This is a genomic window from Desulfovibrio simplex (genome assembly GCF_055387835.1).
The window spans coordinates 2,737,921-2,759,410 of record NZ_AP042377.1 but is presented as its reverse complement, the minus strand read 5'-3'; the positions used below and the strand labels follow the sequence as shown (position 1 = coordinate 2,759,410).

16 protein-coding genes are annotated in these 21,490 nt (G+C 58.9%); 8 read left to right on the top strand and 8 right to left on the bottom strand.

The features are described from left to right. Positions 1-342 precede the first annotated feature (342 nt). The 7 genes from ACZ5DH_RS11410 to recA all read right to left on the bottom strand — a co-directional run bounded on the left by ACZ5DH_RS11410 (position 343) and on the right by recA (position 11,070). Positions 343-1,488, bottom strand: a complete 1,146-nt coding sequence (locus tag ACZ5DH_RS11410) for a serine hydrolase (RefSeq protein ID WP_464254393.1) — start codon at positions 1,486-1,488, stop codon at positions 343-345. Between the two features lie 924 nt (positions 1,489-2,412). Then, positions 2,413-2,868 carry a siroheme decarboxylase subunit alpha gene (ahbA, locus tag ACZ5DH_RS11405; RefSeq protein WP_464256545.1) on the bottom strand — a complete coding sequence of 152 codons (456 nt, stop codon included), beginning with the start codon at positions 2,866-2,868 and terminating at the stop codon, positions 2,413-2,415. Positions 2,869-2,921: 53 nt separating this feature from the next. Then, the gene (ahbD, locus tag ACZ5DH_RS11400; RefSeq protein WP_464254392.1) at positions 2,922-4,145 is read right to left on the bottom strand and encodes a heme b synthase; all 1,224 of its coding nucleotides are present in this window, start codon (positions 4,143-4,145) and stop codon (positions 2,922-2,924) included. A 12-nt stretch (positions 4,146-4,157) separates the two neighbouring features. After that, positions 4,158-5,144, bottom strand: a complete 987-nt coding sequence (hemB, locus tag ACZ5DH_RS11395) for a porphobilinogen synthase (RefSeq protein WP_464254391.1) — start codon at positions 5,142-5,144, stop codon at positions 4,158-4,160. Positions 5,145-5,505: 361 nt separating this feature from the next. Next, on the bottom strand, positions 5,506-6,690 hold the full coding sequence (gene ahbC / locus ACZ5DH_RS11390; RefSeq protein WP_464254390.1) for a 12,18-didecarboxysiroheme deacetylase: 1,185 nt from the start codon (positions 6,688-6,690) through the stop codon (positions 5,506-5,508). Positions 6,691-6,700: 10 nt separating this feature from the next. Beyond that, positions 6,701-9,379, bottom strand: a complete 2,679-nt coding sequence (alaS, locus tag ACZ5DH_RS11385) for an alanine--tRNA ligase (protein WP_464254389.1) — start codon at positions 9,377-9,379, stop codon at positions 6,701-6,703. A 608-nt stretch (positions 9,380-9,987) separates the two neighbouring features. Beyond that, positions 9,988-11,070: a recombinase RecA gene (recA, locus tag ACZ5DH_RS11380; protein ID WP_464254388.1), complete on the bottom strand. Its 1,083-nt coding sequence runs from the start codon at positions 11,068-11,070 to the stop codon at positions 9,988-9,990. A gap of 275 nt (positions 11,071-11,345) precedes the next feature. On the opposite strand from recA, the gene ACZ5DH_RS11375 reads away from it, so the two are divergent. The 8 genes from ACZ5DH_RS11375 to ACZ5DH_RS11340 all read left to right on the top strand — a co-directional run bounded on the left by ACZ5DH_RS11375 (position 11,346) and on the right by ACZ5DH_RS11340 (position 21,046). Beyond that, positions 11,346-12,464 carry a tRNA(5-methylaminomethyl-2-thiouridylate) methyltransferase gene (locus ACZ5DH_RS11375; protein WP_464254387.1) on the top strand — a complete coding sequence of 373 codons (1,119 nt, stop codon included), beginning with the start codon at positions 11,346-11,348 and terminating at the stop codon, positions 12,462-12,464. Positions 12,465-12,597: 133 nt separating this feature from the next. Beyond that, a complete protein-coding gene (gene dksA / locus ACZ5DH_RS11370) occupies positions 12,598-12,960 on the top strand; it encodes an RNA polymerase-binding protein DksA (protein WP_179980589.1) in 363 nt (120 codons plus the stop codon). A 443-nt stretch (positions 12,961-13,403) separates the two neighbouring features. Next, positions 13,404-15,263: an NFACT RNA binding domain-containing protein gene (locus ACZ5DH_RS11365; RefSeq protein WP_464254386.1), complete on the top strand. Its 1,860-nt coding sequence runs from the start codon at positions 13,404-13,406 to the stop codon at positions 15,261-15,263. Between the two features lie 242 nt (positions 15,264-15,505). Further along, positions 15,506-15,694 (top strand): hypothetical protein, encoded by a 189-nt coding sequence (locus tag ACZ5DH_RS11360; protein WP_464254385.1) that lies wholly within the window; start codon positions 15,506-15,508, stop codon positions 15,692-15,694. A gap of 298 nt (positions 15,695-15,992) precedes the next feature. Next, the gene (locus ACZ5DH_RS11355) at positions 15,993-16,982 is read left to right on the top strand and encodes an ABC transporter substrate-binding protein (RefSeq protein ID WP_464254384.1); all 990 of its coding nucleotides are present in this window, start codon (positions 15,993-15,995) and stop codon (positions 16,980-16,982) included. Positions 16,983-17,120: 138 nt separating this feature from the next. Continuing rightward, positions 17,121-18,173: an ABC transporter ATP-binding protein gene (locus ACZ5DH_RS11350; protein ID WP_464254383.1), complete on the top strand. Its 1,053-nt coding sequence runs from the start codon at positions 17,121-17,123 to the stop codon at positions 18,171-18,173. A gap of 120 nt (positions 18,174-18,293) precedes the next feature. Continuing rightward, positions 18,294-19,985: an ABC transporter permease gene (locus tag ACZ5DH_RS11345; protein ID WP_464254382.1), complete on the top strand. Its 1,692-nt coding sequence runs from the start codon at positions 18,294-18,296 to the stop codon at positions 19,983-19,985. A 2-nt stretch (positions 19,986-19,987) separates the two neighbouring features. Next, positions 19,988-21,046 (top strand): ABC transporter ATP-binding protein, encoded by a 1,059-nt coding sequence (locus ACZ5DH_RS11340; RefSeq protein ID WP_464254381.1) that lies wholly within the window; start codon positions 19,988-19,990, stop codon positions 21,044-21,046. Positions 21,047-21,291: 245 nt separating this feature from the next. Here the strand turns inward: ACZ5DH_RS11340 and ACZ5DH_RS11335 are convergent, their stop codons facing one another. Beyond that, positions 21,292-21,489, bottom strand: a complete 198-nt coding sequence (locus tag ACZ5DH_RS11335) for a hypothetical protein (RefSeq protein WP_464254380.1) — start codon at positions 21,487-21,489, stop codon at positions 21,292-21,294. Position 21,490 lies beyond the last annotated feature (1 nt).

The window sequence follows — 21,490 nt, the reverse complement described above, 5'->3', positions numbered from 1 at the left end:
GCCCTTTGCATTCCGGCAAGACAGAAATCATTCTGCCGGAATGCAAAGGGCCGCTTTCTGTTTTTACGCAAAATTCGTTGTCGCGGCAGTCGCCAGTATACTAGAGCAGATTAACTTTGAAATGCTTCACATTCCAAAGTTTTCATTCAGCCGAAAAATGCAGTTTTCAGCTGAATCCACGCCACGTTGTGGCGCGCTGCACTTTCGTGCAGCGTTAGAGCATTTACACTTTTTCAAAGTTACAATGCTCTAACGGACAATAAGGATTTTAGGGGGGCGTGGGGGAGGGACTCTTTTGCAAAAGGGTCCCTCCCCAACAAAATATTTCAAAGTACCAGTACGTTAGCTTGTCTGATCCGCCGCACGCCTTGCGGCCTGATCCGAGGTACGTTTTTGTTTGACGCCAGCCTTGGCGGCTTCTTTCTTTTTGGGCTGGGCTTTGGTCTTGGCTGTCTGCTTGGCTTTGCTGACCTGGGCCTTTTTGCCCTTGCCGAGCTTTTTGACGGGGGCGTCGTCGGCGCTGGCATAGGTGAGCCAGGCTTCACGGGCTGTTTTGTGTATGTCGGGCCTGTACTGCTCGGGTGGCAGGCAGTCCAGCGCCGCCACTACCGAGGCCGCGCGATTGTCGCAAACCTGGAACCCGGCGTCCAGCAGACGAAAGGCCTCAACCCCGCGCGTGCGGGAGTCCGGCGCGCCCAGGATGACAGCCAGCAGGCGTCTGGAACCGTGGCTGGCAGTAAAGATGATGTTGTAGCCGGAAGCGTTGACCCATCCGGTTTTGAGACCGTCCGCGCCGGGGTACTGGCCGAGCAGAGGATTTTTGTTCCAGGTGACCCGGCCCTTGTGGTTTATGAAGTGGGTATTGTGAAAGCGCAGGGCATCGGGATAGGTCTGCAGGTACGCGCGGGCCAGTGTCAGCATGTCGCGGGCGGTGGTGTACTGCCCGGCGGCGGGCAGGCCGTGGGGATTACGGAACTGGCTGTCACGCATGCCGAGGGCCTGGGCCTTGGCGTTCATCATGGTCACGAATGCCGGGGTGGAGCCTCCCACAAATTCCGCCACGGCCGCGCTGGCGTCGTTGCCGGAAGACACGGCCATGCCCATGAGCAACTGCTCAAGGGTCACGTTGTCCTTTTCACTGAGACCCATGCGTGAACCGCCCGTGCGCGCGGCAGCGCGGCTGACGGTCACAGGGCTGTCCAGACTGACGGCTCCCTGGCGAATCTGGTCCATGGCCAGGAACATTGAAAGCACCTTTGTGAGCGAAGCCGGGGCAATGTGCTGATCGGCGTTCTGCTCAAAAAGTATGGCGTCGTGGTCCAGGTCGTACAGAATGGCCGAGCAGGTTTCGAGGGAACCGTGCTGGGGGATGGCCGGGGCGCTGAGGGCCATGCCGGGGCGCAACAGCGCCATGCAGAGAACAATGAAAAAAAGCGGCAGGCTGGATGAAAGCGCGCAGTACTTCAGGCGACGGAAGAAGCAGGTCATGGGCAATCCTTGGGCTGTGGCGCAGGGAACGGACTTTCAGGTAACGGGCAAGGCGAAACCGGCCTTGGCCGCTGGCTGGTAAATGAAGAACGTGTCTGAAGCTTTGGGAATACCTCAGTCATTGGGCACTGCAAAGCAATTTTTTTCGGCCAGGGGAGCGCTGGTTTGCCTTGGCGCTGCCAGGCTTTTTACGTTTTCGCCCATCAGGAAGATAGGGCTTTTCACGGACGTACCCGAAGGGGCCGGTTCTGGATTTTGTATAGATAATTGCTAAACAGTGCCGCTCCTGCTGATGTACTAAAGTTGGGCGTGCATGGCAATAGGCCGGAGCATATGGATAAATCCACTTTTTGCGCGATGTGGATTTGCGCAACGCGCGTGCTGGCGGCTGACCTGGAGGTGGCGGGGGCAAGGCGCGGGCCGTGACGGCGTATGTGGGGCTACTCGCGCCCACACTTTGCCGAGCTTATTTGTGCTGTGAATTTGCATCGTTGCGTGTCGCGCCCATGCCTGGCATGCCCTTTGAACATCGGGATTCCCAATGGAGAGCAGAGCGAAAAACGCGAAGAGCGCGCCGTGTGGGCGCGCTCTTCATGTCTGGGCCAAAAGAAAAAATTTTGCGGCTTTAAAGTATGTAACCTTTTTCAAAGGTACAATGATCTAACTTTAGAGCAGATTACCTTTGAGAATATACATTCTCAAAGTTTAAGGCACGCTCACTTCGGCGTTTAACCGCGCAGATAAACTGCGCTTACGCCTCCGTAGCGAACGTCTGCTCACGCAGCCGTCAGAGCAATTTAAAAGTTAAATTGCTCTAATAAAGGTTTTAGGGGGTGGGGGCGTGGGGGAGGAGACCCTTTTGCAAAAGGGTCCCTCCCCCACAAAGTATTTCTCCCCCTCAACGTACTTCAAAATAAATTGGCGTTAGTCGCCGCCGTCCATGCGAAAATCCACGCGGATCTTGAACAGTCTGGTGGCGGGCAGGTTGAGAATAGGTATGCCCGTGCATTGGGTAATGCTGTCCAGCGTGGTCTGCGCTTCTTCGCGTGAGGGGCTGATAAGCGTGAACCAGATGTTGTAGTCGTGTTCGCGCAGGTAGTTGTGGGTCACGCCGGGCTTGGCGTTGACGTCGGCCACAAAGGCTTCCATCTTGTCCTGCGGCACTTTGGCGGCGCACAGCGTGGACACGAAGCCGAGCTTGGCCGACTGGAAGTTGGCCCCGAGCCGCCGGATGATCTTGCGGGCCTTGAGGGCGCGCACCCTGTCGAGGGCCTCCTGCTCCTGGATGCCCAGGCGCTGGCCCAGCTCGGCGTAAGGGCGGGGGCACAGGGGAAAGTCCGTCTGGATTATGTCGAGCAACTGTCTGTCCAGGCTGTCCATCGGGGTCGAATCCTTGTGCCTGGCCGAGGGTTCTGCGGTGTGGGCTTGAGTGGTCATGGCTTTTCCTTTTTGCGTGTCCTGGCCGGAATGTACGTGCACAGCGGCTCTTCGCCCATGTGGTCGCCGTCCATGCTGTGCGCCCGCGCGCGGCAGCCGCCGCAGACCTTGTGGTACTCGCATTCGCCGCATTTGCCCGTATAGCAGGACTGGTCGCGGAACTGCAAAAAGTACTTGCTCGCGCGCCAGATCTTGGGAAAGGGCGTTTCGCGCACATTGCCGCAGTTGAGCTCAAGGTAGCCGCAGGGCTGCACCTGCCCCACATGGCTGATGAAGCAGAAGCCGATGCCGCCAAGACAGCCGCGCGTGACGGCGTCCATGCCGAAGTTGTCGGGCGTGACGCTGATGCCCTCTTCCTTGGCGCGCTGACGCATGATGCGGTAGTAGTGCGGCGCGCAGGTGGCCTTGAGGTGCATCTTGGTGGTCTTGCGGAAGTCGTACAGCCAGTGCAGTACTTCCTCATATTCTTCTGCGGTGATGACCTGATCGGCAAGACCGGCCGCCCGGCCCATGGGCACCAGCAGAAAGATATGCCAGGCCGCCGCGCCGATACGCTCGCACAGTTCGAATATTTTTTTGAAGCTGGTGAGGTTGTTGCGCGTGACCGTGGTGTTGATCTGAAAGGGCACGCCCGCGGCCTTGAGGTATTCGATGCCGCGCATGGAGGCGTCAAACGCGCCGGGCACGCCGCGGAATTCGTCGTGGCTCGCCGCATCCGCGCCGTCAATGGAGATGGAGCAGCGGTTGACGCCAGCATCCTTGATTTTTTGCGCGGTTTCGGGGGTGATCAGGGTGCCGTTGGGCGAAAAGGCGCAGGGCAGGCCCTTGCTGTGGGCATAGGCCACAAGCTCGTACACATCGGGCCGCATCATGGGATCGCCGCCCGTAAAGATGATGATGGGATTGCCCACCTGGGGGAAGGTGTCGATAAGCGCCTTGGCTTCCGCGGTGGAGAGCTCGCCGGGGTAGGGTTCCGGGTGGGCTTCGGCACGGCAGTGCTGACAGGCGAGATTACAGGAGCGCGTGACTTCCCAGGCGATGAGGCGGCAGGCCGGGCTGCCGTCTTCAAGGGTACGCAGGGGGGCGCTCATGCCCGCCTGGCCGCCAGTCTGACCAGGGTGGCCGCCCGGATGCCCGCCGGGGTGGCCGCTTATGGGGTTGCCCGCGCTGCCGGGCATGCCGCCGGGATGTCCCCCGGCGTGGTGCGAATGGTTGCTCATTATTTTTCAGCCTTACCGTGCCAGCTTTTGCGCCAGCAGGGTTTCGGTAAAGTAGGTGATGATGGTGTCCGCGCCCGCGCGCTTGAGGCCCGTGAGGGATTCAAGCATGACGGCGCGTTCGTCCACCCAGCCGTTGAGGCCCGCGGCGCGTATCATCGAGTATTCGCCGCTGACCTGATAGGCGCACAGCGGCACGTCCACATGGTCGCGCACAAGGCGTATGATGTCGGCATATGGCCCGGCGGGTTTGACGATGAGGGCGTCCGCGCCTTCATCAAGGTCCGCGTAGGCTTCACGCAGGGCCTCGCGGGCGTTGCCCGGGTCCATCTGGTAGGACTTGCGGTCCCCGCTGGAAGGCGCGCTTTCGGCGGCCTCGCGGAACGGCCCGTAATAGGCGGAAGCGTATTTGACCGCGTAGGACATGAGGGGCGTGCCCGTGAAGCCAGCGTCGTCCAGCGCTTCGCGGATGGCGGCCACGCGGCCGTCCATCATGTCGGAGGGGGCCACCATGTCGGCTCCGGCGCGCACATGGCTCACCGCCGTCTGCGCCAGCAGGGGCAGGGTGGCGTCATTGCGCACCACGCCTTCGGGCGTCAGGATGCCGCAGTGGCCGTGGCTCATGTATTCGCACAGGCATACGTCAGTAATGACAAACAGCTTGGGCCAGCGGCTTTTGAGCAGGCGTACGGCCTCCTGCACAATGCCGTCGTCGGCGTAGGCTCCGCAGGCCTTTGTGTCCTTGACGGCGGGAATGCCGAAAAGAATGACGGCATGCAGGCCCGTATCCACGGCCCGCTCCACCTGCTTTTCCAGTTGGCCGAGGCTCAGCTGGAACTGGCCGGGCATGGAGCTTATCTCTTTGCGGAAATTGCGGTCTTCAGTCTCGACCACAAAATAGGGCTGGATAAGATCTTCCACAAGCAGGGGCGCGGTTTCGCGCACCAGGGTGCGGAGTTCGGGAGTGGCACGTAGACGGCGGCCGCGATGGAATGCTGTCATGACTGTTGTCCTTTGTGCTGGCCTTTGTTGTGCCAGCCTGTAGGGATTGCTGCGGCGCGGCTTTGACGGGGCGCGTCGTATTTTCAGTGGCGTATCGTGGTTTGCGCAGCGGGCTGGGCGGACACTCCAGTCAAGAAAGGATCCTGTCGCAGGCCACTCTGCCAGTGCCGCTACGCTGACGCCGTACGCCACAACCTGTAAGGCGCGGAGTTCATGCCGGAACAGTTCACGCCTGAAATGCACACAGGAATGTGTCCTTGCTGGCAGAAAAACAGGCGGCGCGCCTGAACGGAGCGTAGGCGTCTACGTACCCGGGGCGCGCCGCCAAGTTCCCTACGGTCAGCAAAATGCGTCGCGCGGGCTACTTGATGCCGATTTCTTCGTCCGTCAGGTAACAGGCCGGGTCCGGCGCCCATATGTCGTCATAATAGGCTTCGGCACGGGCGCGGAAGTTGCCGCCGCAGATGTTCAGGAACCGGCATTTGGCGCAGCGCCCCGTGACGTGGGCCTTTTTGTCCTTGAGCTTGTGCAGAAGCTCGATGGAGGGGTCGTCCCAAATCTGCGAGAAAGGGCGCTCCAGCACGTTGCCGAGCACATGATTGCGCCAGAACTGGTCCGCATGCACCTTGCCGTCCCAGGAAATACAGCCTATGCCCCGGCCGGAGCTGTTGCCCTCGTTGTACTGAAGCAGTTCAAACACTTCTTCGGCACGCCTGGGGTTCTCGCGCTTGAGGCGCATCCACACGTAGGGGCCGTCGGCGTGGTTGTCCACGGTGAGGATTTCCTTGCCCTTGCCGGCGTCAAACAGGGCTCGGGTCTCGTCCATGATGAGGTCCAGCACCTGACGGGTCTCCGCGTGGTCCAGGTCTTCCTTGATCAGCTCCGACCCACGCCCGGAGTAGACAAGGTGGTAAAAACAGGCGCGGGGAATTTCCATATCCTTGAGCAGGCGGAAGATGCCGGGGATTTCACCGGCATTGCGCTTGTTGATGGTCAGGCGCAGCCCCACCTTGAGGCCTTCGGCCTGACAGTTGGCGATGCCCTCCAGCGCTTTGCGAAAAGCGCCGGGCACGGCGCGGAATTTGTCGTGTATTTCTTCCATGCCGTCCAGGGAGATGCCCACGTACGAAAGGCCCACGGCCTTGAGTTCGCGCGCCTTTTCCTTGGTGATGAGGGTCCCGTTGGTGGAAATGACCGCGCGCATGCCCCTGGAGGTGGCATGGCTGGCCAGTTCAACGAGGTCCTTGCGCACCAGGGGTTCGCCGCCGGAAAAAAGCATGACGGGCGCGCCGTAGGCGGCCAGATCATCGATCATGGTCTTGGCCTGATCGGTGCTGATGTCGTCCGATCCGTCAACCTCTATGGCGTGGGCGTAGCAGTGCACGCACTTGAGGTTGCACCGCTGGGTCATGTTCCAGACCACCACGGGTTTTTTATCCTTGGAAAACTGCAACAGGTGTGAAGGCAGCTTGCCGGATTCACGGCCATAACGCAGCGCGTCCGAAGGCTCCACCTGGTCGCAGTACAACTTGGAAATGCCAATCATCACACGATCCTTATTGTTCGATGCATTTTTTCAGTATGGCAAAGGCCTCGTCCAGGCCTTCGGGCTGAGTGCCGCCCGCCTGGGCCAGATCCGGCCTGCCGCCGCCAGCGCCGCCGCAGGGTGCGGCCACAGGCTTGATAAGGGCGGGCGCCGTAAATCTGCCGTGCAGATCCTTGGAAACATAGATAAGCATGCCCACCTTGCCTTCTTCCACCGTGGCGAGGCAGGCCACCGCATTTTCAGAAAGACGCGAGCGTACGTCGTCCATGACTTCACGCAGGGCCTTGACGGGCACATTGTCCAGCCGGGCGGCCAACAGGCGCACGCCATTGACGTTTTCGGCGCGGGCAGCCAGCTCCGCGCCGGAAGCCGGAGCGGCCGAGGCTTTTTCCGAGGCTTTGCGCAGTTTTTTCACTTCGGCGTACAGGGCCTGCACGCGTTCGGCAAGCTGGCCCGGCCTGGCCTTGAGCAGGGCGGAAAGACCGTCCAGTTCTGCGCGCTGCTCCACGGCATGCCCGTAGGCGTTCCAGCCTGTGACGGCCTCAATGCGGCGGGTACCGGCGGCAACGCCGCTTTCGCTCACAATGAGAAAGCCTCCGGCTTCGCCCGTGCGGGACAGATGTGTTCCGCCGCACAGTTCTACGGACTCAGGATCGCACGTTTCGTCGCCTGAAACTGTGAGCACGCGCACAGTGTCGCCATATTTTTCATTAAACAGCGCCATGGCCCCTGAGGCCACCGCGTCGGCCATGGCCATTTCCTTGGCGGAAACCTCAAGGTCGGCCATAATGGCGGCATTGACCTGACGCTCAACAGCGGCAAGCTCTTCGGTCGTCAGGGCCGCGATATGTGAAAAGTCAAAGCGCAGGCGGCTGCCGTCCACCAGGGACCCGGCCTGCTTGACATGCGTGCCCAGCACCCGGCGCAGGGCCGCGTGCAGCAGATGGGTGCAGGTATGGTTGCGGGCAGTGCCCTTGCGTTCGTCGGGGTCGACCGCCAGGCGCACTTCCTTGCCTTGCAGCAGCTCGCCCCTGGTGATCTCGATTTCATGCACCAGCAACTGGGGCGCGGGCTTGTGCGTGGTGAGGACCCTGGCCTCGCCGGAGGTGGCGCTCATGATGCCCGTGTCGCCAGCCTGGCCGCCGCCTTCGCCATAGAAGGGCGTGGCCTCGGTAACGGCGTAGCCGCTCTCGCCCTCGCCAAGCACGTCAACCGGCTGACCGGCGGCGTTGAGCAGCACGGTCACGGCGCTTTGGGCCGTCAAGCCGTCATAGCCCACAAAGCGGCTCTGCGCGCCGCCGTCCGCAAGGGCTTTGAAGGGATTGTCCCCATTGTCGCCCTGACCGAGCAGCCCGCCTTTTTTCTGGTGTTCGCGGGCGCGCTGGCGCTGCTCCTGCATGTATTTTTCAAAGCCCTTGGCGTCGGCGCTGAAGCCGCGCTTTTCGGCCACGTCGGTCACGATGTCCAGCGGGAATCCGTAGGTGTCGTACAGCTTGAAGCAGAAATCGCCGGGAATGAGCGTCGTGCCCTGCGCCTTGAGGGAGGCCAGTTCTTCGTCAAGCAGGTCCAGGCCTTTCTTGAGCGTCAGGGAGAAGCGCTGTTCTTCCTCGAACACGGCGCGGTCGATGAAGTCGGCGCTTTCCACCAGTTCGGGATAGGCGTCGCCCATAACTTCGGTGACCTTGCGGGCAACCTTGTGCATGAAGGGCTCGTTCACGCCCATGAGGGTGGCGAAGCGCAGGGCGCGGCGGATGAGGCGGCGCAGCACATAGCCCCGGTTTTCATTGGAGGGCAGCACGCCGCCAGCAATGAGGAAGGCGGCGGCGCGGCTGTGGTCGGCAATGACGCGCAGGGCCGTGTCCACATCATTGGTGTCAGGAGCGCTGAAGCTGTACTTCACGCCGGCAAGCCCGGCCGCGAACTGGATAATGTCCTGGAACAGGTCGCAGTCAAAGTTGGAGCGTTTGCCCTGGGCCACGGCGGCCATGCGCTCAAGACCCATGCCCGTGTCGATGTTGGGATTGGCCAGAAGGGAGCGGGTGCCGTCGGCGCTCTGGTCAAACTGGGTGAACACCAGGTTCCAGATTTCAAGAAAGCGGTCGCAGTCGCACACGCCGATGCCGCAGTCGGGGCCGCAGGACATGTCTTCGCCCTGGTCCACGTAAATTTCGGAGCAGGGGCCGCAGGGGCCGGTATCGCCCATGGTCCAGAAGTTGTCCTTCTCGCCCATGCGAACGATGCGCTCGGCGGGCAACTGGGCAATTTCGGCCCAGAGCGTCGCGGCTTCATCGTCTTCGCGGAAGACCGTGACCCACAGCTTGTCCTTGGAAAGTTCCAGTTCCCTGGTCACGAACTCCCATGCCCAGGTGATGGCTTCGCGCTTGAAATAGTCGCCAAAGGAAAAGTTGCCGAGCATTTCAAAAAACGTGTGGTGGCGCGCGGTGCGCCCCACGTTTTCGAGGTCGTTATGCTTGCCCGAAACGCGCAGGCATTTCTGGCAGGTGGTTGCGCGTGAGTAGGAGCGCTTTTCTTCGCCGAGAAAAAGTTTTTTAAACTGCACCATGCCGGAGTTGGCAAAAAGCAGCGAAGGATCGTTGGGCGGAATGATGGGCCCGGAAGCGACGATTTCATGCTGGTGACGGTGAAAAAACTCAAGATAGCGGCGGCGGATTTCTTTAGCGGTGAGCATAGTGGCTCCTGGTGAAGGCTGCTCGGTGTAACCCCCGCCGTACAGGGGGGGCCGTACTGTCATTGCCGTAACGGGTCACGGTCGCGGTCGTTTTGCCCGCTGCAGCGGGCTGACATGCCGGACTGTAGAGCATTTTCTCTTTGAAATTGCTCTGGCGACTGTGTGAGCAGTCGCCCGCTGCGAAGGCGTAAGCGCAATTGATTTGTGCGGTTAAGCGCCGAAGCGAGCGTGTATTCACTTTTGAAATGTGAAGCATTTCAAAAGTGATCTGCTCTTGATGAGCAGGTCAACATTGGAAATGTCTGTCCGCTCCGCGCGGATTTCTGTAAAATTCGCGCCATGAAATGCTTGCAGGGCGAACGTGCTTCGTCCTTTGCGACGAAGCACGTTGCGGACGAAGGCATTGAAGCTTCGTCCATGGCGACAAAAGCTGGTTTGTTGTGCCTGGGGAAACAGCGCCTGAAAAACAGCGTGTGTCGCAACACGTTGTATTCACCGCGACCCTGGTCGCCACGGGCAGGCCCCTACAGGCAGCAATCGCCGCAAAAATGCGGATGAAGACAAGGGATGCTTCGTCCGCCCGGCAAGCATTTCAACGTGAAAAAGCCCTAATCATCAACGGAGACGGGGTCCAGCCCCTCATCCTGGTCTTCGGCCGTGGGGGTGAATTCCTTGGGGTGCAGGCCCAAAAATTCCACGACCTTGGCTTCTATCTGGTTGCGCAGGTCGATGTTCTCGTCCAGCAGGGCGCGCACTTTTTCACGGCCCTGGCCCAGTTTTTCAGCGCCAAAGGCGAACCATGAACCGCTCTGGTCGATGATTTTGGCCTCAATGCCAAGATCAAGCAGTTCGCCCGAGCGCGAGATGCCCTGGCCGTAAAGAATGTCGAAAATCGCGCTGCGGAAGGGCGGCGCAACCTTGTTTTTGACCACCTTGACCCTGGTGCGGGAGCCGAAGGATTCTTCCTTGTCCTTGAGGGTCTGTATGCGGCGGATGTCCAGACGCACGGAGGAGTAGAACTTCAGCGCGTTGCCGCCCGTGGTGGTCTCGGGGCTGCCGTAGCCCGTGACGCCGATCTTCATGCGTATCTGGTTGATGAAGATGACCGAGGTGCGCGACTTGTGGATGGTGCCCGTGAGGCGGCGCATGGCGTGCGACATGAGGCGGGCATGGCCGCCCACCTGGGTTTCGCCCATATCGCCTTCAAGTTCGGCCTGCGGAATGAGGGCCGCCACGGAGTCGACCACCACAAGGTCCACCGCGCCGGAGCGCACCAGCATGTCGGCAATGTCCAGGGCCTGTTCGCCGTAGTCGGGCTGCGAGATGAGCAGTTCGTCAGTATTGACGCCAAGACGCTTGGCGTAGGTCACGTCAAGGGCGTGTTCGGCGTCAACAAAGGCGCAGGTGCCGCCCATGCGCTGGCACTCGGCGATGATGTGCAGGGTAAGGGTGGTTTTGCCCGAAGATTCGGGGCCGAAAATTTCCGATATACGCCCACGCGGTATGCCGCCCACGCCCAGGGCCAGGTCAAGGCCGATGGAACCTGTGGGAATAACGGGTATATTCACGTGAGCGTCGTCAGAAAGCTTCATGACAGCGCCCTTGCCGTATTTGCGTTCAATGGTGGCAAGGGCGGTGCCCAGGGCTTCCGCGCGCGCGTCTTCAGGGCTCAGGGCCGGTTTTTTGGCCATAGCTTTTTTGCTCCGTATAAAGATATCTTCAAGCACATCATTATAGCAAAGGCCGGGCCGCAAGGCAAATGCCCTCGCGCCAGCGGCCCGGTTTGTCGTGACGCTGCGGCGTGCCATGGCGGGCGTGACGCGACCGTCGAGAATGTGTGTCCACAACAGTGGCGCACTCAGGTGGGCGCTAATTATTGATTATAATTCTTGATAGCGTGCATGGCAAGAAATTTTCCTTGTCCGCCTCTTGCACAGTGCGGCTTGTCTGTCATACAAGCGCGGTCATGAGCAATCAGCCTGACATCATCGTGCTTTTTTCCGGCGGCCTGGACAGCATCCTGGCGGCCAAGGTCCTGGAACGACAGGGGCTTACCGTCCGCTGCATCCATTTTATCACGCCTTTTTTCGGCTCCGCCAAGGCCGTGCCCTATTGGCGCAAGGTCTACGGGCTGGACATCGTGGCCCGGGACGTGGGAGAAGATTTTGCGGAAATGCTGCGCCAGCGGCCGGAACACGGTTTCGGCAAGGTCATGAATCCCTGCGTGGACTGCAAGATACTGCTGTTGCGCAAGGCGCGCTTCTATATGGAGTCGGTCGGGGCCAAGGGCCTCGCCACGGGCGAGGTGCTCGGGCAGCGGCCCATGTCGCAAAGGCGCGACACGCTGCACCTCATCATGCGCGACGCGGGAGTGAGCGGTATCTTGCTGCGGCCCCTCTGCGCCACGCATCTGCCGGTGACGCAAATGGAAGAAAGCGGCCTTGTGGACCGCACCCGCCTGCTGGGCTTTTCCGGCCGGGGTCGCCGCGATCAGCTTGATCTGGCGGCGGAGCTGGGCGTTACGGAGATTCCCACCCCCGGTGGTGGCTGCCGCCTGACGGAAAAAGAAAACGCCCGCCGGTACTGGACTGTACTCACCTTGCTGCCCAGGGCTGGCGACAGGGATTTTGCCCTGGCCAATCTTGGCCGCCAGTTCTGGCATCACGAAGGCGACAATCATTACTGGCTCTGCATTGGCCGCAACAGCGCGGACAACGACAAGCTGGCCGCTGCCATGCAGCCTGACGACATGCTGCTGCGTCTGCGCGACCTGGCCGGGCCCATGGCACTGGCCCGCTGCGGCGCGGACTGGCCCCGTCATGTGCTGGAAAGCGCGGCGGCCCATGCGGCCTCCTACGCGCCCAAGGCCATGGCCGCGGGCGGCCCTGTGGCTGTGCGTGCGCGGCAGGGGCAGGCCGAGGGCGACGCCGCCTTTGAGATGGATGTGACGCCGCAACGGCTGGGACAGGCATGGGGCGAAGCCCCCTGGGATGATGTGAAGGCCGTTATCAGGGCCGAAGCCAGGGATCGCCTTGCCGCGTTACTGCATGGCAAACACAAGCCCGCGCCGGAAGACACAGAATAGGCTGTCACCTAACTGCGAAAGACGCCAATAAAGGCGCAGGGCCTGCTTTACAAAGATAGGGCTTGAAGATATATGTATCCATTGCGTTAATAGTTTGTGTTTACGCCCCCAGCGGCGTCCGCCGGAGGATTACATGGATCATAAGGACCTGGAATATTTTCGCAAACTTCTTTCAGAGATGCTTGAAGAAGCCCAGCAAAAGGGCGACAGCACCATTGAAGAACTTACTGACAGCAATGAAGTATTTGCTGACCCTGCCGACAGGGCCACAGCAGAGTCTGACCGTGCCTTTACCCTGCGCATCCGTGACCGGGAGCGCCGCCTTATTCGCAAAATTCAGGCAGCGCTGACGCGTATTGATGACGGAACGTATGGCATCTGCGAGGATTGCGGTGACGACATCAGTATCCCGCGTCTCAAGGCCCGTCCTGTGACGCGGCTGTGCATCAACTGCAAAGCCAAACAGGAAGAGGACGAACACCTGAGAGGCGACTGAGGCTCTGCCCGCAGCGGGCGTGACCGCCTGCGGTTCACGGCGCCGGCTGTTTTGTGCCGGACGCTCCCACCCCGCTTCACAGCCGGGGCCGGGGCTCAACCGGAGCCAGAGGCTCAGCCGGGATTCCCGGACGGCCTGTGGAACGACTGCCGGAGTTCTTCAAAAAGCCTGGCGGTGCGCGAGGCTGAACGCCTGGCAAAACCGGGTTTACATTCACGGCCAAAGAAACAGGAGCGGCCTTTGCGCCTCACTGATTCCTCCATGCCGTTTTCGCCCAGAGGGCCGCGCCTGTCATGAGGGCGCGGCCCGGGCTTATTATGGGGCACCGCGCTGTTCTTTATGCCCCGCTCTTGCACCACGCCCCGGCTGCGGGGCGCGCACAAATTGGTCTTCAGCACTGAAGGCATAAGCTTTCCCGCCCTCAGGCGGGTTTTTTCATACCTATGGACGCACATCTTTTTCGCCGCCTTTGTGAAGACCTGACGCCCCAGCTTACCGGGGCGCGGATTGAAAAATTGCAGGAACCCGCTCCGGGGCTTCTGGTGCTCACCTGGTATGGCGGCGGTCGCAAACGCCAGCTGTGCCTGCGGCACGCCCGCAAGGAGCCCTTCTGCTTTTTGAGCGCCAGCCGCATCACGGCAGGCAAGGCGCCTTCGGCCCAGATCATGCGCCTGCGAAAATATGCGTCCGGTCGGCGCGTAGCGTCCTGCGTGGTCAGGTTTTGCGCACGGCAGCTCTGGCTTCTGCTGGCCGGAGGCGACAGCGCGCTTATGGCGGATCAGGGCGGCAAAGGCTCCGGCACTGACGCATCCCGGCTCGCCTGGCTTTTACTGGATTTGCGGGAAGGGCCGTCCCTGCATTTTCTGGCAGAGGGCGAAGCGCCGGAAGATGAAGCCCCTGACTGGCCAGGGCCGGACACTCTGGCCCAGGCCCTGCGGGACTGGCGCGCGTGGCCCGTACTCACTCCGGCCCTGCGGCGCACCCTGGCCTGCCTGGAAGAGCCGGAGCAATGGGCCCTGATGGAAGATTTGCGGGCTGGCGGCGGCGACGTGTTCTGCTACGGCCCGGCACTGCCGGAAACGGCAGAAAATCCGGCGCAGGGCGCAGGCGGCCAGTTTGCGGACGGCCTGGCCCCTGCGGTGGATGCGGCGGCCTCCGGTGGTTCCGGGCCTTCCATACCTCCCATGCCGTCCACAGCGGCCGCCTCGGCCACCTTGGCCATCTCCGACATTTTCGCCGGCAACGCCCCCCGTTCCATCCGTTCCATCCGTTCCATCCGGGCCATCAGCGCCTGGCCTTTGTCGCCGCAGCAGTGCGCGGCCCTGCTGACAGAGGATGAGCGGGCATCCGGCCTTGTATTGCGTGAAGAGAGCGGAGCGGATGTGCTGGGCCTGACAGAAAAATCCGGGCAGGACATGGTGCTGGCACGGCTTGCTGGCGAACAGGCGAAGGAGGCGGCCCTGCCGCTGGACAGACGCGGGCGCAAGCTCACAAAATTGCTGGACAAATTGCGTGAAGAAGAGCGACGCCTCACGGCCATGACCGAAGCGCAGGCCGACGCGCTGGCGCTTCAGGAAAACCTGTGGCAATGGCCTGCGGAATACCGGGCGCTCAGCGTTACGGTGGCCGCTGGCGCGCACGGCCCTGCCCGCGAGATCCGCCTGGACCCACGGCGCAACGTGCGCGAGGAAATGGAGCGACTCTTCCACACGGCCCGGCGCGGCTGGCGCGGTCTGGAGCATCTGGCGCAGCGCCGCAGGGCGCTGGAGGAAGAAGCGGCGGCCATAGCCCGCGCCCGGCGCGACAGTCTGCTTGGCGCGGGCGGCGGCCAGACAGTCTCCGCCCAGGCGGGCAGCGAACCGGCTGGAGGGCGCGGAACCCGCGCTGGCGCTGCTGCGGGCATGCCCACGGCACTGCCCAGGAATGTGCAGCTTTTCATCAGCTCGGACGGTTTTGCCCTGCTGCGCGGGCGTGACGCCAAGGGCAACCTTGCGGCCCGCAAACTGGCGGCCCCTCATGATATCTGGCTGCATGCCGAAAACGGGCCGGGGTCGCACGTCATCATTCGCCGTACCCACGGCGGCCAGGACGTGCCAGTAAGTACGCTGGACGAGGCCGGTTCTCTGGCGGCCAGCAAAAGCTGGCAGAGGGACGCGGCCCGCGCCCGTATCCAGTATGCCGAGGTGCGCCACGTCAAGCCCATGCGCAACGCCCCGGCGGGCACGGTACGCATAGACAAGGTGCTGGCCTCGCGCGAAGTGCCCGTGGACGCGACCCTGGAGGAAAAACTGCTGCCGGAGTAGGCTGGGCGGCAGCAGCGTGACCGTTGCGCCTTCCGGGCTGCTGGCATCAGGCGTGCGCCGACATCAGACAGGCCTCGACGCCGCACTCCGGCATGACGCGCTGCCTACTGTCGGCAGAGCGAATTTTGTGAAAAAATCATGGCACGGCAGGCCGTGAAGTAGTTGCCGCGTTCGGCAGCGGAAGTCAGAATCCGGTCTGGCGCCTGATGACATTCTGGTCAGATCCCCTATGAGGAGTCTTCGTGGGCAAGGAGCACGGCTTGCTGGCACCATTTCATTGCCATCAACCTGGCGCTTCCCCGCTTCTTTCAAGGGCTGGCTTTCAGGTCAAATCGAAATCATCCCTGTTTATTTCATATCAAATTCGCCTTAAAATGCGCACCGATACTACTCTTTTGTGTGTGGCAATCACATTATTTATTGGCACTTGATGAACTTACTTTTTTGTTTTAGCTAGTTAATAATGTAAATCGATAAAGAATACATTTTACTACGTGACCTTTTCGCTGAACGCCTGCCGGTATCACTTCTGCTTCAATATAATTGACTACTTAAGGCGTTAGCTATGCTTCTGCGCGAATCCGCAGGGATTACGTCACTCACTGAATATATGATCAGCTTTGAGAGCGAGCTCTTCGGTTTTTGCCGTTGTGGGGATTTAAAAAATTTAATGAAAACATTGGCCTAGGGATAACATCTTTGCACATTCTCAATCGGAGTGAATATCTGATGAAAAAATGCAGCATCCTTCTTCTTGCGGCAATCATGCTGGTTGCTTCGGCATTTTCAACCATGGCGGCTGAAAAACTCATTGTTTATACTTCAATGAAGGAATCCATCATTGGTTCCCTCAAGGAAGGGTTCACAAAAAAACATCCTGATATCGCCATGGACTATCAATCCGCGGGCGCTGGCAAACTTATGGCCAAGGTGGCCACAGAGCGCCAGTCCGGCAAAATCATGGCTGACGTTATCTGGACAAGCGAAGTGCCGGACTTTTTCAACATGCGCGCCGAAGGGATTCTGGAAAAATATGAATCCCCTGAACTGAAATATCTCATCAACCCCTTTTCCGATTACGATGGCACGTTTACTGCCGTCAGACTTGGAACCCTTGGTATTGCGTATAATACCCGCTACGTGAAACAGGCGCCCACACAGTGGAGCGATGTGACCAAGCCCGAATATAAAAAAGCCTTTGGCATTGCCAACCCCGCCCTTTCCGGCACAGCCTATATGAGCATCCAGCTGCTCGTGGACAAATTCGGCTGGGAGTATATTGAAAAAATCAGCAAAAATGGCGGTCGTATAGGCAAAGGTTCCGGACAGGTTGTGGACGATACCGCTTCTGGCGACCTTCTTGCCTGCATAGGGGTTGATTACATCGTCAATGACAAAATCAAAAAAGGCGCAAGCCTTGCCCTGGCATACCCCCCTGAAATGCTGGTCATTCCCAGCCCTGTAGCCATCTTCAAGGGCACTCCCAACCTTGATGCCGCCAAGAAGTTTGTGGACTACCTTCTCTCCGAGGAAGGGCAAAAGATTTTGGCGGAGCAGGGCACATTGCCCGTGCGCAAAGGGATCATCCCGCCCAAGGAATACAACCTTCCCACCAGTGAAGAAGCCTTTGAACGCGGAATCAAAATTGACTACCAAAAAGTGCTGACTGAAAAAGAAGCCAGCATTAAAAAATTTACTGATATAATGATGTCCAAATAGCGCCGACATCGCCACATGCAGGTACTGTAAGCCGCGCCGACGTTGCAAAAAGAGCGTCGGCGCGGCACCTGCCTGTTTTTCTTCAAAAAGTGATCGCGTTCAGCTTTTTTCAAAGTGTGAACACAAACAGGGATCATTATGGCAGAAATAGTTCTCAACAATATTGCCAAATCATATGGCGAGCATGCGGTCTTGCAAAACCTTTCGCTCACGGTGAAGGATGGGGAGTGCTTTACGCTCATTGGCCCTTCAGGGTGCGGCAAAACGGTGCTTCTGCGCATTATCGCCGGATTCGAGTCGCTTGATCAGGGCAGCATGTCCATCGGTTCCGACGTTGTCGCCGATGCCGGCACTGGCGATTCTTTGCCTCCGGAGCAGCGCAGTCTTGGAGTTGTCTTTCAGGACTATGCCGTGTGGCCGCACATGACTGTACGCCAGAATGTCGGGTATCCCCTCAAGATTGCAAAACGTAATCCCGCGGAAGCCTCCAAACTGGTGCAAAAAAGCATTGATGACGTCAATCTTTCCGGCATGGAAGGCCGGCTGCCCTCGCAACTGTCCGGCGGCCAGCAGCAGCGGGTGGCTTTGGCGCGCGCCCTAGTCGCGGAGCCGACCCTGTTGCTTCTGGACGAGCCGCTCAACAATCTTGATGCGAATCTGCGCGAAGAAATGCGCTTTGAGATCAAGAGGCTGCAAAAAAATCTTGGTGTTACCATTCTCTATGTCACGCACGATCAGGAGATTGCCCTCGCCATTTCAGACCGGATGGCTGTTATGGATGAGCACGGCGCCATACGGCAAATTGGAACACCGACACAACTTTTCTCCGAACCGGCCGATGAATTTGTGTTCTCGTTTCTTGGCATGAGCAATTTTTTGCACGTTCAGGCAGAAAACGGAACGGTACGCTTTCAGGGCTACGGTTTTCCGATGGCATCGGGGGCCGAGTCCGGTGATGGCCGTATTGGTTTTAGGCCGTCCGACGTCGTGTTGCGTCGCAAGGGTGAGGGCATCAAGGCAATCGTACATCGAGCCAGCTTTCTTGGGGCCACCACAGACTATCAGTTAGAGGTTGATGGCCAGCACGTGCGCACGGCAGTGGATACGCATCAAGCCCTGGCCAATGATCTGTTGCTCAAAGAGGGTGAGGAGTGCGTTTTTACCCTGCGGAATTACCATTGGTTCAAGTAGCGATTCCGCCTTTGCTTTCCCCGTATCCCAATGTAAAGGCGTCAGCCCTGCCTGGTTACAAGCCTCGGTCGTTACGGTGTAAACTTTCCGGGCACGCTGCGCATCAAATCGGATAAAACTATGCAAGCAGTCAAACAAAAGCGCACATTCGGCGTGGCAGAAATCATTCTGCTTTTGTCTATTGCCATCCTCCTGATTGTGGTTGTGGTGCCGGTAGCACTCATCTTCTTTAACGCCTTTTTTGTTGATGGCCAGTTTAACCTTGCGGATTTGGTCAAAACACTGAGTGAAGGCGAAACCTATCAGGCCCTGCTGAACTCGCTGTTCATTGCCAGCGGCGTGACCCTGTGCGCCACAGCAGTGGGCACCTTTTTTGCCTGGCTGGTGACGCGAACGGATATTCCCTATAAAGGCTTTATGAAAGGCATGTTTCTTGTGCCCTTTATGTTGCCCTCATTTATCGGCGCCCTTGCCTGGAAGATGCTGCTTTCGCCCCGCGCCGGCTACATCAACCGCTTGTGGCGCGACGTCACCGGCGCAGAAGATGCCTTGTTCAATATCTTTTCTTTTGGCGGCATTATCGCCATCGAAACAATGTATCTTTTCCCCTTTGTCTTTATTCAGGTCTGTGGCGCGCTGGAACGCATGGACCCCACGCTGGAAGAATCCGCAAGAATTTCCGGTGCCGGGCTCTTTACCATTACCCGCAAGATAACGCTGCCCCTGGTTATGCCCAGCATTCTTTCCGGCGCTTTGTTGATCATGCTCTATTCCATGGCGCACTTTGGCACGGTGGCTGTTCTTGGGATTGAAGTGGGCATCTACAACATCCCGACGCTGATCTATGAGCGCATCCACCAGAGTGCGGGCAGTTTTGATTCCATCCGCACAGGAACAGTGCTGGCATCGGTTCTTGTTGTTACGGCGGCGCTCATCATCTGGTTGCAGAGAAAAATTCTTGGATCAGGAAAATACCAGATCATTGCCGGCAAGAGCTTTCGCCCCATGGAGCTTAAGCTGCGCGGCCTGCGCACGCCGCTGTTCGTTTTTTGCCTGCTCTATATCGGGCTGACCATCGTGCTGCCCACAGTGACCATCTTTCTGGTTGGCGGGCTCAAAACCTATGGGATCCCCATTACATGGGAGAATCTGTCGCTGGATAACTATAAATACGTCCTTTTTGAGTGGGACCAGACCCAGCAGGCCATCAAAAACAGCATTGGCCTTGGCCTTGGCGCGGCAACCATAACCATGTTTTCTGGCGTGATGATTTCTTATGTCATCGTCAAGATGAAGGTGCGCGGCAAGGGGATTCTGGAATTTCTTGGAATGCTGCCCTTTTCGGTGCCCGGCTCAGTTATCGCGCTTGGCGTTATCCTGGCCTGGAGCGGGCGCTTTGGCGTAAATCTTTACAATACGATCTGGATTATCCTCATTGCCTACATCGCCAGATATATGGCCTTTTCGCTCAAGGCAAACTCCGCTGCCCTTGAACAGGTGCATGACTCCCTGGTAGAGGCGGCGCGGGCTTGCGGCGCATCCATGTGGCAGGCCTTGCGCGATATTGTGCTTCCTCTGGTTCGCCCCGGCATGGTCGCTGCGTTTTTTCTTATCTTTCTGCCCGCCCTGCGTGAACTGACGGTTTCCGTCATGCTGTACGGCACGACCAGCAGAACCATCGGCGTGGCCATCTACACGCTCAACGAGGATGGCGAAACCGTCACTTCCGCGGCACTGGCCGGCATCGCCCTGATTTTGATTGTGACCGGGCAGACGATTATCAACCACTTTGCCAAAACCAGGCAGGCCTGATCATGTCAGTAACTCTTACAAACGTAACCAAGTATTTTGGCAAGGTTAAAGCTGTTTCATCTCTCAATTTCAAGATTGGCGATGGAGAATGTTTTTCCATGCTTGGGCCTTCGGGCTGCGGAAAAACGACCACATTGCGCATGGTCGCGGGTTTTGAAGACCTTGATGAGGGTGAAATCAGCGTCAACGACGTACTTTTGTCATCAAGCGAGAAGAAATATTATCTCCCGCCCGAAAAGCGTAATTTTGGGATGGTTTTTCAGGCATTTGCCGTGTGGCCGCATATGAGCGTGTTTGAAAACGTGGCTTTTCCCCTGCGCCTGAAAAAGATCAATGCGGACGAGATTACCAAGCGGACCACGCAGGCCCTGACGCACACAAGCCTGCTTGACGTCGCCTCCCAAAGCCCCGCGGATCTTTCTGGCGGAGGCAAGCAGCGTGTCGCCCTGGCGCGGGCCTTGGCCATCAACCCTTCGGTTATGCTGCTGGATGAGCCCCTCTCGAGCCTTGACCCCCATCTGCGCGAAGAGATGCGCTTTGAGATCAAAGAGTTGCAGAAAATCTACGGCTTCTCCATCATGTACGTGACGCATGACCAATCTGAAGCCATGGCCCTTTCGGACCGCATCCTGATTATGAAAAACGGCGTGGTGCAGCAGATAGCCTCGCCTCTTGAAGTGTATACGAAACCGGCAAACCGCTTTGTGTTCAGCTTTATTGGTCTTTCAAATTTCACAAACATGAATGTGACTGAAAATGCCATGCTGCTGGACGGCGTGTCTGTTCCCTTTGTGGAAGGGTGCGCGCCGTCAGGTGAAATCATCAGTGCTGGCCTCGGTACCGTCGCCAGCCGGCCCAATGAAATAGATTTTGCTGACCATGGCGGAATTCCGGGAACAGTGATGCGACGTACCTTTCTGGGTGAAGTTACCGACTATCAGATTCTGGTTGGCGATCAGGAGGTGCGTGTGCAGAAGGGGCGTTATGCCAGCGGGCCGCAAGAGGGCGAGACCTGCCATCTACGCTTTCTTAATCCGCTGTGGTTTCCGGTGGAAAAATAGCCTGAGCCGCCCGCGCCCGCATTGGAAGCGTTGCAGGCCGGGAGCGCCTGGAGAGCCGGAGACAACACGTCAAAAGCGCGCCATGGCAAAAGGAACTGCGCAAGTGCGCCTGGATGTGGAGCACTTAACATTTGAGATGCTCGCGTACGGCAGGCAAAAGCCTGCCTACGCGCATTTCGTGGCGAGGTTTTTCAGAAAAATCCTCGCAGAGCGGTTAACTCATTTCATTCATAAACTGCTCTAAATTAAAACTCCCACTTTGCCTGCAAGCTGCCGGTCACGCCCTCTCTTTTGCCCACATAGCCCTGCACGCCAAGGTCAAAAGACAAGGGCAGCGTCTGCGAAGGCGTGAAGGTCAGGCCCAGTTCGCCTATGCCGGTATCGCCGCGCAGGCTTGCACCGGCCCACACCGGCTCCATGCGACGGGCGTCAAAATAGGGCACG

Bases quoted from the DNA above. Each gene is read 5' to 3' on its own strand.
- ACZ5DH_RS11410 (WP_464254393.1), bottom strand. From the start codon at position 1,488: ATGACCTGCTTCTTCCGTCGCCTGAAGTACTGCGCGCTTTCATCCAGC.
- ahbA (WP_464256545.1), bottom strand. From the start codon at position 2,868: ATGGACAGCCTGGACAGACAGTTGCTCGACATAATCCAGACGGACTTT.
- ahbD (WP_464254392.1), bottom strand. From the start codon at position 4,145: ATGAGCAACCATTCGCACCACGCCGGGGGACATCCCGGCGGCATGCCC.
- hemB (WP_464254391.1), bottom strand. From the start codon at position 5,144: ATGACAGCATTCCATCGCGGCCGCCGTCTACGTGCCACTCCCGAACTC.
- ahbC (WP_464254390.1), bottom strand. From the start codon at position 6,690: ATGATTGGCATTTCCAAGTTGTACTGCGACCAGGTGGAGCCTTCGGAC.
- alaS (WP_464254389.1), bottom strand. From the start codon at position 9,379: ATGCTCACCGCTAAAGAAATCCGCCGCCGCTATCTTGAGTTTTTTCAC.
- recA (WP_464254388.1), bottom strand. From the start codon at position 11,070: ATGGCCAAAAAACCGGCCCTGAGCCCTGAAGACGCGCGCGCGGAAGCC.
- ACZ5DH_RS11375 (WP_464254387.1), top strand. From the start codon at position 11,346: ATGAGCAATCAGCCTGACATCATCGTGCTTTTTTCCGGCGGCCTGGAC.
- dksA (WP_179980589.1), top strand. From the start codon at position 12,598: ATGGATCATAAGGACCTGGAATATTTTCGCAAACTTCTTTCAGAGATG.
- ACZ5DH_RS11365 (WP_464254386.1), top strand. From the start codon at position 13,404: ATGGACGCACATCTTTTTCGCCGCCTTTGTGAAGACCTGACGCCCCAG.
- ACZ5DH_RS11355 (WP_464254384.1), top strand. From the start codon at position 15,993: ATGAAAAAATGCAGCATCCTTCTTCTTGCGGCAATCATGCTGGTTGCT.
- ACZ5DH_RS11350 (WP_464254383.1), top strand. From the start codon at position 17,121: ATGGCAGAAATAGTTCTCAACAATATTGCCAAATCATATGGCGAGCAT.
- ACZ5DH_RS11345 (WP_464254382.1), top strand. From the start codon at position 18,294: ATGCAAGCAGTCAAACAAAAGCGCACATTCGGCGTGGCAGAAATCATT.
- ACZ5DH_RS11340 (WP_464254381.1), top strand. From the start codon at position 19,988: ATGTCAGTAACTCTTACAAACGTAACCAAGTATTTTGGCAAGGTTAAA.